General features: G+C 30.8%; 10 protein-coding genes. 5 read left to right on the forward strand and 5 right to left on the reverse strand.

The window, feature by feature from the left end:
• Positions 1-15: 15 nt before the first annotated feature.
• Entirely contained in the window at positions 16-615 is a 600-nt protein-coding gene (locus N5D03_RS06900) for a hypothetical protein (RefSeq protein ID WP_314543407.1), read from the reverse strand.
• A 390-nt stretch (positions 616-1,005) separates the two neighbouring features.
• On the opposite strand from N5D03_RS06900, the gene N5D03_RS06905 reads away from it, so the two are divergent.
• Positions 1,006-1,461: a DUF4442 domain-containing protein gene (locus N5D03_RS06905; protein WP_280051248.1), complete on the forward strand. Its 456-nt coding sequence runs from the start codon at positions 1,006-1,008 to the stop codon at positions 1,459-1,461.
• A gap of 353 nt (positions 1,462-1,814) precedes the next feature.
• Here the strand turns inward: N5D03_RS06905 and N5D03_RS06910 are convergent, their stop codons facing one another.
• A complete protein-coding gene (locus N5D03_RS06910; RefSeq protein WP_280051249.1) occupies positions 1,815-3,296 on the reverse strand; it encodes a PLP-dependent aminotransferase family protein in 1,482 nt (493 codons plus the stop codon).
• An 87-nt stretch (positions 3,297-3,383) separates the two neighbouring features.
• On the opposite strand from N5D03_RS06910, the gene N5D03_RS06915 reads away from it, so the two are divergent.
• Both N5D03_RS06915 and N5D03_RS06920 read left to right on the forward strand, forming a co-directional pair.
• A complete protein-coding gene (locus N5D03_RS06915; RefSeq protein WP_280051250.1) occupies positions 3,384-5,243 on the forward strand; it encodes a TonB-dependent receptor in 1,860 nt (619 codons plus the stop codon).
• A gap of 126 nt (positions 5,244-5,369) precedes the next feature.
• A complete protein-coding gene (locus tag N5D03_RS06920) occupies positions 5,370-6,356 on the forward strand; it encodes a lipoate--protein ligase (RefSeq protein ID WP_280051251.1) in 987 nt (328 codons plus the stop codon).
• 413 nt (positions 6,357-6,769) lie between these two features.
• Here N5D03_RS06920 and N5D03_RS06925 read toward each other — a convergent pair whose 3' ends face one another.
• From N5D03_RS06925 to N5D03_RS06935, 3 genes are all read right to left on the reverse strand, one after another.
• Entirely contained in the window at positions 6,770-7,402 is a 633-nt protein-coding gene (locus tag N5D03_RS06925) for a response regulator transcription factor (RefSeq protein WP_125349324.1), read from the reverse strand.
• 3 nt (positions 7,403-7,405) lie between these two features.
• Positions 7,406-9,676, reverse strand: a complete 2,271-nt coding sequence (locus N5D03_RS06930) for a sensor histidine kinase (protein WP_280051252.1) — start codon at positions 9,674-9,676, stop codon at positions 7,406-7,408.
• 122 nt (positions 9,677-9,798) lie between these two features.
• Complete coding sequence (locus tag N5D03_RS06935) at positions 9,799-10,392, reverse strand: hypothetical protein (RefSeq protein ID WP_280037800.1); 594 nt, start codon at positions 10,390-10,392, stop codon at positions 9,799-9,801.
• Positions 10,393-10,680: 288 nt separating this feature from the next.
• Here N5D03_RS06935 and N5D03_RS06940 point away from each other — a divergent pair, with 288 nt between their 5' ends.
• Together N5D03_RS06940 and N5D03_RS06945 are read left to right on the forward strand one after the other, a co-directional pair.
• Positions 10,681-11,718, forward strand: a complete 1,038-nt coding sequence (locus tag N5D03_RS06940) for a UDP-glucose--hexose-1-phosphate uridylyltransferase (protein WP_280037801.1) — start codon at positions 10,681-10,683, stop codon at positions 11,716-11,718.
• A gap of 3 nt (positions 11,719-11,721) precedes the next feature.
• Positions 11,722-12,879 (forward strand): galactokinase, encoded by a 1,158-nt coding sequence (locus N5D03_RS06945; RefSeq protein WP_280051253.1) that lies wholly within the window; start codon positions 11,722-11,724, stop codon positions 12,877-12,879.
• Positions 12,880-12,889 lie beyond the last annotated feature (10 nt).

A 12,889-nucleotide genomic window follows, 5' to 3' on the forward strand; every position in this document is an offset into this window, starting at 1 on the left:
AGAATTGCAATTATTTCATTGTCCATGCTCTGATATTGGCTTAAAACGAAGTGTTGTAAATTCAAAATGAAAATCCTTTCGATTACGCTCTTTCATTGCGTTAGCATGTCTTTTTGGATCAGGCATTTTGCTATGTCCATTCACCATATCCGTCATTTCTGATTGAAATTTCCAAATAGAAAATGTCGAAATAATATTAGGATATCGAATAGAAGCTAACGAAAGTGTTGTGCCTTTGTGATCTCGAACTAATTTTTCGACAGGTCTTCCCCAGCGTAGAAAACGAGGAATCTCTGTATATTTCATTCGTACAATTGTTACCGCAACAACAGGCTCATTTTTATTATTATCGTCATTTTTTTCTGTTGGAATTTGAAAACCAGAAATACTTCCCCATTGTCTCAAAAAATCTAATCGAATATGCCATCCTTTTGCTAAAAGTTTTCCGCGAGAATTATTTTTTAGAAAGTTTTCTAAAGATTTTTCATCTTCCCATTGCACAAATACAACAATAGTTTGGTTAAAAATTCTCGTTTTCGAAAAAATAGGCGAACCTAATTTCATAGCAGACATCGTTTCGGAATGACTTAATCCAATAATCTTACTTGTTTTCATAGGAAAGAGTACCATTTTAAAGGCTTGAAAATAGCTAAGCTTTGCGATATGATAAGAGAAAACATTCATCTATGCAAAATACTATTTTAAAAATGAAAATGTTAAACTAAAACAAACTATTTTTTGGAATTGTACTATGTAAAATATAAAAAGTATTTGGTTTGAGGGGAAGATTACAGATTAATGATTTTAGATGTGAAAAGAAATGTAAGTCTAAGTCTGAGATTAAGCGATGTCTAAATCAAAAGAAAATTGAAATTCTCTGTTACGCTGAAAAAGGAGTTTGATACTATTTTCTATTTTAGATGAACATTCAACTATAATTATAGAAAATAAGTCAAATAAAACATTTACATTTATTCCTATTAACCCTTTTGATCAATTAGTAAGATGAACAAAGAACTTTTTAAAAATATATTGACCACTCAAATTCCGATTGCATGGATTGCGGGTGTTCGTTTGGAGTCGTGGGAAGAAAATAAAGTTTCGACACGAGTAAAATATGGATTCCTTAATCAAAATCCATTCAAAAGTATGTTTTGGGCAGTGCAAGGAATGGCGGCAGAATTTTCTTCTGGTTTGATGGCAAATGCTAAGATTTCGAAATCTGGAGAAGATATTTCGATGCTGGTTTTGGGAATGCAATCGAAGTATTTGAAGAAAGCTATTGGTAAAATTGTGTTTACTTGCGAAGATGGAGAAAAAATAGATGCAGCTATAAAAGAAGCGATCGAAACCAAGAAAGGTGTATCGCTAAATGTGACAAGTAGAGGCGTAGACGAGGAAGGAGATGTTGTTTCAGAATTTCAATTTACGTGGACATTCAAGTTGAGAGATAAAAAATAATGAACCCAATACTTAAAACATTTTTAATATCTGTACTATTTAGTTTTATTGTTTCTTTTGTAAGTTGTTTAGTATTATTTCTTCACGAATCTTATATAAGTTATGGTTCAATTGGTATGGTGAATTTTTCTAGTGTTATGTATTTTGTAATTCAGTATTCTTTTTTGGTTGTTTTACAATTGATTATACTTAGTTTTTTGGTTAGAATTTTTCTCAATAAATTCAAAATCAGACCATCAAAACAATTTATAATTTATGCTTTTTTAGCGTTGATTTATTTTATAGGAATTAATTATTACATTGATTTTAGATTAATTGTAATTAATCCTACATAAAAATATAAAGGCTGAAATTTATTCAGCTTTTTTTGTGATTTCTTGTTTCAAAATTGAAATTACTTCATCTATTTCTTCAAAATTTAGATGCGCAAATCCAAGGCGAATTCCAGTTTGATGTTGGGTTTGATATAAAATTGTTTGTGGAATAAACAATTCATTTTTTAAACAATTTCGTTTTAATTCCATTAAATTTATAGGTTGATTAAAATTAATCCAAACAGCTAAACCTCCATTTGGACTAGTAAAACTGATAAAATCATTTAATTCCGTTTTCAATTTCTGACAAAAATAATCGCGTCGTTCTCGATAGGTTTTACGATGTTTTTTTAGGATTCGATTTATTTCACCTTCACTAATCATTTCACCTAAAACTTGTTCGATAAATGGATCAACCTGTTGATCAAGAATTGATAAGTGTTTCTTCGCTTCAAGAATTAGATTTTTCGGTGCTACAATAAATCCAATTCGGTAACCTGGTGCAAGGTAATGACCAAATTTTCCAGTATAAAGAACCATTCCATTTTGATCCGAACTTGCCAAAGGTAAAATTGGATGATTGCTGTAATGGAAATCAAAATCGTAATCATCTTCCACAATTGCAAAACCAAATTCCTGCGAAAGTTGTAGTAATTCAACTCTTCTTTGCGAACTTAATGTAACCGTTGTAGGATAATGGTGATGCGGTGTAACGTAAACAATTCGTATCGGAAATTGCTCGCATAATCTTCTTAAATCATCGGTGTCAATTCCAAATTGATCCGTTTTTATTTGTTTGATTTTAGCAAATTGTGTCTGAAAAATCATGTTACTTTTATAGTAACTTAAATTTGCGACAGCGACAAAATCATTTTGTTTTAGTAGAATTTCAGCAATTAAAAAAAGTGAAATTTCCGAACTTCTCGTTACCAAAATATTTTCTTTCGAAATATGTAAACCTCGTGTTAAATTGAGATAATTCGCTAAATTCTTTAAAAAATAATCATTTTTGGAATGATTTACTTTTGAAATTGAAGTTTTTCGTTTTAAAATAGCTGAATATAATTTAGCAGGAAGTTTTAATTCTGCTAACCGATGATCGATTGTTCCATCCGTTAAATATAAACGTTGATTAAAACTTTCGTACGGATTATCCAAAAGTATCGATTGTTCAAATTGAAAACCCGTTTTATCAGGATACAAATTGATTGAAAATTGCTTTGGAACAATGGTTTTTTGAAACTTTTGAGAAGTTTGACTTAACACATAACTTCCTTTATTTGGAACGATTTCTATCCAACCTTGAGCTTCAAGTTCCTGAAAACTATTGACAATTGTATTGCGATGAAGTGTTAAAATCTCACTTAATTGCCTCGTTCCAAGTAATTTTGTTCCACTTGGAATATAGCCTAATTGTATAGCTTTAGCCAGTTGATTCGCTAATTGAAGATAAATCGGTGTATCCGAATTGCGTTCGATTTTGATAAAACTTTTGTATGGTATTTCAGCCGGACTATTCATTATCTGTAAACTGGTATATTATGACAGGTCGGAAAGGTACTACTTTCGCATCAGATTTAACTCAATTAATTAAATAATTAGTCAAAAATGAAGAAGATTACTATGGTATTGTGTTTAGCTGCACAAAGTATTTTTGCACAAAATGCGAATGATACCATTGCGATAGGAGAAGTTTCTATTTTAGATAACCGTCTGAATACGCCACTTTCTAAAGAGAATAGAAACATTTATGTGTTAAGTAAATCAGAAATAAACAAATTACCTGCGCGTTCTTTGCAAGATGTGTTGCAGTATGCATCTGGAATAGATTTGCGTCAACGAGGACCGTTTGGAACGCAAGCTGATATTTCGATGGATGGCGGAAGTTTTGAGCAAACATTGATTTTGTTGAATGGTGTAAAAATAATGGATCATCAAACGGCTCATAATGCGTTAAATCTTCCCATTCCCCTAGAAGCGATTGATAGAATTGAAGTGGTACGTGGTCCGGCTGCTCGTGTTTATGGAAATAATAGTTTGACAGGTGTTATTAATATTGTCACGCGTCAACCAAAGAAAACGGGCGTTTATGCGAATACCTATTTTGGTACAAATTTTAAGAAAGATAGCGAAGATACAGGCGATACCTACACAAGTAGAGGTGTGCAGCTTGGTGCGAATTTGGCAAAAGAAACGCATCAACATCAGTTGTATGTGAGCCATGATTGGGGAAATGGATACCGATACAATACGGCTTACGAGAACAATAAATTGTATTATCAAGGGAATTTTCAGTTTGATGATGACAATAGTTTAGTTGCTTCGTATGGTTATGTGAAAAATGGATTTGGAGCAAATGGTTTTTATGCATCTCCGGGTGATAAAAATTCGAAAGAATTGGTTGAAACAACTTTAGTTAACATTCAATCAAAGCATCAATTATCGGATCGAATTACCTTAGCGCCACGAGTGAGTTATCGTTACAATTTTGATGATTATCGCTATTATAAAAACGATTTGAGTAAAGCGCGTTCTCTGCATTATTCAAATTCTATTTCGGGAGAAGTGAATTCTACGTATCAATTGAATAAAGGGCAAATTGGAGTAGGAGTTGAATACCGAAATGAGCAAATTTCATCCACAAGTATCAAAAATCATACACGCGATAATGTTGGATTTTATGCGGAATATAAAACGGATATTACACCAAAACTGAATGTAAATATAGGAACGTATGTTAACTATAATTCTCAATATGGTTGGCAAGCATTTCCAGGAATTGATGCGAGTTATGCGGTAAATTCGAACTTGAAATTAATGGTAAATGCAGGTACAAGCCAGCGAATTCCTTCGTTTACAGATTTATATTTGGATCAACGACCAGGAAATATAGGGAATGCAAATGTTGAATCTGAAAAGGCATTTCAAACAGAAATTGGTTTCAAATACAACAAAAGAAATTGGACGTTTAATGCCTATTATTTTTATCGTTCGATCACAGATTTTATCGATTGGGTACGTTTAACATCTAATGAACCTTGGCAAGCGCAAAATTTTGGAGATTTGAGAACACATGGATTTAATACGAAGGTTTCATATTTAGCAAACCTTTCTGCGAACCAGAGTTTGAAATTTTCTTTGAGCTATTCTTATCTTGATCCTGAGTTTAAAAATGTTGATGATCAATACAATTCTAAATATAAAATAGAAAGTTTAAAACATCAGTTAATCAATACAATAGATTATGCAATCGGAAGAACTACTTTAAGTTTAGCGAATCGTTATAATACACGTCAATCATATAAATCTTATTGGATTACTGATGCAAGAATTAATCATTCATTCAAAAATAATTTGAGTATTTATTTTGATGCACAAAACATTTTTAATACTACGTATAACGAAGCTGGAGCCATTCCGTTGCCAACAACTTGGATGAGTTTAGGAATTAAATTTACAGGGATTTAGATGATGACAAACATTTAATATTCTCTTTAATAGTTTATATTATAAATGCGATGAGACAACTTTTTTAGGAAAGTTGTCTCTTTTTCATTCCATAAATTTCTTCCTAACTTTGCAAAAATAAATTGTATGATTATCATCGATTCGCCATCTCATGATGCGTATTTCAATATAGCTTTAGAAGAATATTTATTGTACCACTATCCAACAGAAGATATTTTTTTGCTGTATATCAATGCTCCGTCAATAATTGTCGGAAAATTTCAGAATACATTGGCAGAAATTAACTTGGATTATGTGACTGAGAATAATATCAAAGTTGTTCGTCGCATGTCGGGTGGTGGAGCTGTTTATCACGATTTAGGGAATCTAAATTTTTCTTTCCATACCTTATTGGGAGAGAATGATTTTATGGATTTTTCGACTTTTACAGAACCTGTTGTCAAATTGTTAAACGATTTGAATGTTCCTGCAAAATTGGAAGGAAGAAATGATTTGTTGGTTGATGGTAAAAAGTTTAGTGGAAATGCAAAATTGGCTCGTAATGGAAAAATGATTCAACATGGAACGATCCTTTTTAATTCGGATATGTCTGTTTTAGGCGATGCGTTAAAAATTAATCCCTTAAAATATGTGGATAAAGCTATCAAATCTAATCGTGCGCGCGTGATTAATTTGATTGAGTATTTTCCAAATGAAATGACGACGGATGAGTTGAAAGCTTTGTTGATTGATGAAATGTTAGAAACAAATGAAGGAGCGACAATTTATCATTTAACAATCGAAGATTTGAATGGTATTGCGAAATTGATTGAAGAAAAATACCAAACATGGGATTGGAATTTTGGTTTTTCACCAAAATATAATTTCAAAAATGCAAAGAAAATTCCAGCAGGTTTTATTGAAGTTCACTTGGATGTAGAGCGAGGCGGAATAATTGAAAAAGCTAAAATATTTGGTGATTTCTTCGCTTCAGAACCGATTGAAGGTTTAGAAAATAAACTAATTGGTGTTAAACATAACGAAGAAGAAATTACAAAAGTTCTGAATTCTATTGATGTAACAGATTATTTTGGAAAGGTTACAGTAGACGAAATTTTAGAATTATTTCGATAAAATTATAAGCCAAATTTTTATGAAAGTTTGGTTTTTTGATTTCAATTTTACTTCTAGATAAAAAATTCTGTTTCTTCTTAAGAAATTGTTGAATCCTTTCTGGATACTTGTTTTTTTACATTTTAGATGAAAAATCGTTTTGAAAACTTACTTGATCTAATTTTAACCTTCCTATTTCTCAGTTTTTTGCAAAAATAAAGACGGAAGAGCTCACGACTTTTAGTTAATTAGTAATATAAAAAAAATCGCTTAAGTAGAGAACTAAGCGATTTTTCAATAGATGTAGTTAAGGTAATAAGAATTGGTTAGTAATCTTATTTTGGGTTGTTTAGTGGTTGAAATATAGATTGTTATTTCTTTTTCAAAATTGATAAAAATTTTAGAATTAAAATATCCCTATTTATAGGTATTTTTTAAGGTTTTGAAATCAATCCATATTCTATTGCTGATGTGATTGCTGAACTTAAATTTGATGTTTTAAATTTTTCGATCAAATTTTTTCGATGACTATCTACCGTATGTGTACTAATAAATAACTTATCTGCAATTTGTTGTGTTGTTAATCCTTGTGCAGCTTCAATTAAAACCTCTTTTTCGCGACGCGTCAATTTCGGAATCGTATTCAAACCATCTTTTTCTTTTTTACTCATCACATTTTTGGTTTGTGAACAAAGAAATTTCTTTCCATCAAAAATAGAATTAATTCCTTCTAATATTTCGTCAACAGAAGCATTTTTCTGAATATAACCCGAAGCACCTTCTTCCAAACAACTATTAATTACAGCGTATTCATTGTGTACGCTCAACATAATAATGTGCATATCAGGATATTTTTTCTTGAAAGGTTTAATCAATTCAATACTATTAGTATCCGATAAATTGATGTCTAACAAAAGAATATCAATTTCTGTTGTTTTTAAGGCTTCTTGTAATTGTTGAGCCGAAGCATAACAATCGACCACTTGTAAGTTTTGTTGATTACTCAAAATATTTCGCAAACCTTCTAATAATAAAGGATGATCGTCTGTGATTGCTATTTTTATCATAAGTTATATTTTAGGAAATTGGAACTCTATACTTGTTCCTAAATCGATTTCTGAATGTATATTTAATTGTCCTTTTAAAAATTGAATGCGTGATTGAATATTATGTAAACCTGCTGATTTCGTTAGTTTTGTATTATTCATGTCAAAGCCTTTCCCATCATCTTCAACGGTTACAGAATAGTTTGTCTCATCTTCTACAAATTGGATGATAATTTGTGCTGCATTTGCATGTTTAATGGCATTATTTACTAATTCTTGAATGATACGATAGACCAATAATTGATTTTCTTTGTCAAGAGAATTAGTATAGCTCAAAAATTGAACATCAATATCCAATTGTTCATTTGACATTCGGATTGCATATTCTTTTAAGGCTTCTTCCAAACCATATTTCAACAACAAATCTGGCATTAAATTATGTGCTACACGACGCAATTCATCAACTGCTCCATCTAATTGATGAATGGATTTTGCCATATCCTTTTTAGAATGATTGTCAATTTTATCGTTGAGATGCGTTAATTGAATTTTTGTTCCAGAAAGTAAGCCACCTAAACCGTCATGTAAATCACGTGCAAGACGAGCACGTTCTTGCTCTTGACCATCAAGAAGTGCTGTTAAAGTAGATATTTTAGAATTTTGACGTTCTTGTTCAATTTCCAATTTATACAATTCTTCACGTTGTTTTAGATGTTTGTTGCGTTGTTTTAAGGCATAAAGTAAAAGAGCAAGTAAGGCGATGAAAAAGATAATCGAAAAGATATAATACTTGTTTAATTTATTTTTGAAATTAAGTTCTGTGATATAATTGACCAATTCATCCTTTCTATTTTTATTTTCTAGTTTAGAAAGCCTTAAATTCTGTTCAGAAATAGTTAATTCTTGTGAGCGTTTATCGGATTCTAATCGAGATAACTTTAATTGTTTACGTTGAAAATCTTCACTTAATCTTACATTTTCTAACTCTTGTTCTTGTTGAATTCCTAATGAGTGCATTAGTTGAATTTGTTGCTCTTTTTTCTCAGCTTCTAATTGTAAACGAATCATTTGTTGTTGCTGACGTTCTTTATCAAATTGAGCTTCTAAACGTTTACTGATCTGCGCTTGCTCGTTATCATAAATTTCTTTGTAAGTAGATGTATACAATTTATAATAACGCAAAGCTTCTTTGTAATTCCCTTCACGATCTTCAATATCAGATAAACTCAAATACAGAGAAAGCAGAATATTCTTGTCTAGAATTGTATTTTCATGAACTTTTATAAGCGAATTAAGTAAATAGCTTTTTGCAGTAGAAACTTCGTTATTCTGCAAAGATAATTCGGCTAAAATACCATTAGCAGCGGCAACGTGATCGGATTGATTATTTTGTTCTCCTATTTCTTTGGCTAAATTGGCATATTTGATAACTTTTCCTTGATAGTTTTTTGGATAAAACTGAAGATATAAATTGGCTAGATTAATAGCAACAAACGACAAATCTGTTGCGGTAGCCATTTCATTTTTTTTTTTATAATACGTATTAATTGCGTTAGAATAATATTTTTCGGCTAAATCTCGTACAAAAATATTCTTTTCATTCTGCATAAATTTTTGTTCATACATGTATCCAATCGACATATAAGAAGTAAAAATTAGATTAGGATTATTTTGTTTAAGCGCTACATCTAAAGCAAGTTTGCTGTACTTTTCTTGTAATTCGTAATCATCCCATCTCGAATAAATTCCAGTCAATTCGTTATAAATAGAACTCATTCGTGTAAGAACAGTTGGCGTAATAGTAGCTTTATCTAGAAATTTAAGCCCATCAATAAAATTTTTTACAGCCTTAGAATCTTCATTGTTTCTTAAATTCAACCATCCTTCACAATATTTAACATATCCTTTTGTTGAATAATCAGTTGTGCGTCCGCTGTAATAAATTGCTTTTTGCAAATTATAGTTTGTTGCACTCAAATTATCATCAATACGATTATTCATTGCAGAAACAGCATGTAAATAAGCAGCATATTTTCCATCACTCAGTTTTTCGGCGCTCGAAATATTTTGTTTCAGAACAGTGAAAGCTTTTTCTTTTTGATTATTAAACAATAAAGCTTGCGCATATTTTCCGGTTATTTCGTATCGTTCAATAGAATTAGGAGCCGTTTTATTATATTGATTCTCAAAATTAATCAGTACTTCCTGTGCATTAGCAATTCCACTAATAGCGCATAAAATAATGACTATAAGTTGAAAAAAAAGAGTTTTTAAAGCACTGTTACTTTTTAACATATTGTGATGTTGAGTTTATTTGAGCTAATATAATGTCTTTTGTAGAATCAAAGAAACTAAAACAATCCGAAGACTGTTTTAGTTTGTACATAAGTTGAGGTAGGTTAGGATATAGGTTATTGTTATTTCTTAAAGTTAATATGAACGTCGAAAAATTCACCCTTTTGAAGAATTTCGTCTAAATTTCGATCAATAATTAAAGCAATATGTACTTGATCGTTGTCGTAAATATTCCAATCCATTTCAGCGTCATATTGATAAACACCTTTTAATGTCCATTTGTAAATATCCCAATTTCCAGACGTTCCAATTTTATCCACACGTTTTTCATTATTTGAAACATAATATAAATATTGATGTCCATCATACGATAAAAACGGATAATATATGACTTGGTTTTTCTCTGCAGCAAAACCACTACCAGATTCAAAATACGGAATGCTTTCTATCTTTATTCCTTCTTGAAAATTAACATCAGCCGAACTATCAGTCACTAATGCTTGTGCAGCGTAAAACAGATTTTTCTTTTCTTGATAAGGTTTATTTAGATATTCAATACTAAATTCTTCAGGACGAAGCGTAATTGTTTGATCAGCTTTATCAATATTAAATGTTTGATTTCCTTGCTTTATTATAATATTATTAGTTGTATATTCTTGTGCATTTCCAAAAGAAGCCAAAAGACTACAAACCATTAGAACCATTATTTTTTTCATCTACTTTTCTATTTTGATACAGCTAAATTATCTCGAAAATTCTTCAAAAAACTCACTATAATTATTGAATTTATGATCTTCTCAGAAAAATATATAAAAAGTTAATTCTAAAAATTTCAATAATAATAGAAACGATATCATATTATTGATTTATAAGTAAAATTTTATTTCAAAATTCTTTCTAACAAGCATATTTACTAGATATGGTGAGAGTAAGAACTCTTGTATTTACTTTATATTTTTAATTTAAATTGATAACTTTCAGTTTTATTAAAAGTAATTCTTCATATGCTAAATTTTGAACAACCACATTTAAGAACAAACATACTTACAGGAGAAAAAATATTAGTTTCTCCTCATCGAAGTAAAAGACCTTGGCAAGGTCAGGTAGAAGATATTCACGAAGAACAAAGACAACAATATGATGAAACATGTTATTTGTGTCCTGGAAATAAACGTGCCGAAGGACAAATAAATCCTAATTATTCGGATAGTTTTGTTTTTACGAATGATTTTTCTGCCTTATTAGATTCTACTGAAGAAGAAACTTACAATGAAAACAATCTCTTGAAAGCTGAAGCCGAAAAAGGAATTTGTAAAGTAATTGCATTCTCACCTCGTCATGATTTAACGCTTCCTGAATTGGAAGTTGATGAAATCAAAGAAGTGGTTGATGTTTGGCAAAAAGAATTTTCAGAATTATCTAAAAATGAATGGATTAAATATATTCAGATTTTCGAAAATAAAGGTGCAATTATGGGATGTAGTAATCCGCATCCGCATGGTCAAATTTGGTCACAACAATCACTACCTTCAGAAATTGTAAAAGAAACGAAGCAACAAAAAGAGTATTTTGAGAAAAACGGAAAATCTCTGTTAACAGCTTATTGGCAACAAGAAGAAAAGGAGGCGACTCGTGTTGTTATTAATAATGAACATTTTATCGTTGTCGTTCCTTTTTGGGCAGCTTGGCCGTATGAAACGCTTGTTATTAGTAAAAGACATATGCAAGATATTTCACAATTTACAGAAGAAGAAAAAAAAGATTTAGCCAAAACATTAAAAGAATTAACAACCCGCTACGATAATATTTTTAAAATATCTTTTCCATATTCGGCTGGTATGCATCAAGCGCCAGTGAATACTGATGAGGTCGATTTTTGGCATTGGCATATGCATTTCTACCCACCTTTATTACGTTCTGCAACTGTCAAAAAATTTATGGTTGGATATGAAATGTTAGGAAATCCTCAACGTGATATTACACCAGAATTTGCAGTAGAAGTTATTAGAAATCAATCCACAAAACATTATAAAACCATTTAAAAAATGATTGCAAAAGAAACTATTATTCAAGCTTTTAAAGAACAATTTAATCAAGAGCCAACTATTGTTGTAAAATCTCCAGGTCGAATTAATATTATTGGAGAACATACCGATTATAACCAAGGTTTTGTGATGCCTGCCGCGATTGATCAATATATTTATGTTGCAGTTAGTGTACGAAATGATGAAGAATTACATTTATATTCGTCTGATTATGAAGAAAACTATCAAACAGCTTTAAATCAAGATTTGAGTAATGCGCCAGATTGGTCAAAATATATTATTGGTGTAAGTGAAATTATTCAAACTAAAACATCTAAAATAAAAGGTTTTAATGCTTATGTAGTTGGTGATGTTCCTTTGGGAGCTGGACTTTCTTCGTCTGCGGCTTTTTCTAGCGCAATTGGTTTTGCTTTGAACGAATTATTTCAAATCGGGCTTTCTCGCGTTGATTTGGCAAAAGTTGGTCAGCAAACAGAACATGATTATGTTGGTGTAAAATGTGGAATTATGGATCAATTTGCTTCTATTATGGGTAAAGATAATCACGCTATTCAATTAGATTGTCGCGATTTATCATTTGACTATGTTCCATTAGATTGGGAAAATTATGAAATTCTTTTGCTTAATACAAATGTCAAACATAATCTTGCATCTTCTGCATATAATGATAGACGAGTGGCTTGTGAACAAGCTGTAGAATGGATAAAAGAACAATATTCTTCTGTTGAATCTTTGCGTGATATAACGGTTGAGCAATTAGATGAAATTGTATTACCAAAATCTCAAGATATATATACAAAATCTCGTTTTGTTGTTGAAGAAAATGATCGTGTAACAAAGGCAAATGCAGCTTTAAAAAATCATGAATTTGACGCGTTAGGAAAATTACTTTTCGAGGCGCATTGGGCATTGAGTAAACAATATGAAGTAAGTTGTGATGAATTAGATTTTTTAATTGAAAATGTTCAAGTGATTCCAGAAGTTATCGGCGCACGTATGATGGGAGGTGGTTTTGGTGGTTGTACAATTAATATTATCAAGAAAGGAAATCGCGATCAAGTGATTGAAAAAATTACACCTCTTTACAAAGCTAAATTTGGTTTTGAGCCAACTCCATTGAAAGTTAGTATAGGAAATGGAACTTCTTTTGTTGATTAAATATAAAATT

This window comes from Empedobacter sp. GD03861 (genome assembly GCF_029840885.1).
GTDB classification, from domain to species: Bacteria; Bacteroidota; Bacteroidia; order Flavobacteriales; family Weeksellaceae; genus Empedobacter; species Empedobacter falsenii_B.

What these genes read in the sequence shown, in the direction of transcription:
- N5D03_RS06900 (WP_314543407.1), bottom strand. Translation starts at nt 615, where the DNA reads ATGAAAACAAGTAAGATTATTGGATTAAGTCATTCCGAAACGATGTCT.
- N5D03_RS06905 (WP_280051248.1), top strand. Translation starts at nt 1,006, where the DNA reads ATGAACAAAGAACTTTTTAAAAATATATTGACCACTCAAATTCCGATT.
- N5D03_RS06910 (WP_280051249.1), bottom strand. Translation starts at nt 3,296, where the DNA reads ATGAATAGTCCGGCTGAAATACCATACAAAAGTTTTATCAAAATCGAA.
- N5D03_RS06915 (WP_280051250.1), top strand. Translation starts at nt 3,384, where the DNA reads ATGAAGAAGATTACTATGGTATTGTGTTTAGCTGCACAAAGTATTTTT.
- N5D03_RS06920 (WP_280051251.1), top strand. Translation starts at nt 5,370, where the DNA reads ATGATTATCATCGATTCGCCATCTCATGATGCGTATTTCAATATAGCT.
- N5D03_RS06925 (WP_125349324.1), bottom strand. Translation starts at nt 7,402, where the DNA reads ATGATAAAAATAGCAATCACAGACGATCATCCTTTATTATTAGAAGGT.
- N5D03_RS06930 (WP_280051252.1), bottom strand. Translation starts at nt 9,676, where the DNA reads ATGTTAAAAAGTAACAGTGCTTTAAAAACTCTTTTTTTTCAACTTATA.
- N5D03_RS06935 (WP_280037800.1), bottom strand. Translation starts at nt 10,392, where the DNA reads ATGAAAAAAATAATGGTTCTAATGGTTTGTAGTCTTTTGGCTTCTTTT.
- N5D03_RS06940 (WP_280037801.1), top strand. Translation starts at nt 10,681, where the DNA reads ATGCTAAATTTTGAACAACCACATTTAAGAACAAACATACTTACAGGA.
- N5D03_RS06945 (WP_280051253.1), top strand. Translation starts at nt 11,722, where the DNA reads ATGATTGCAAAAGAAACTATTATTCAAGCTTTTAAAGAACAATTTAAT.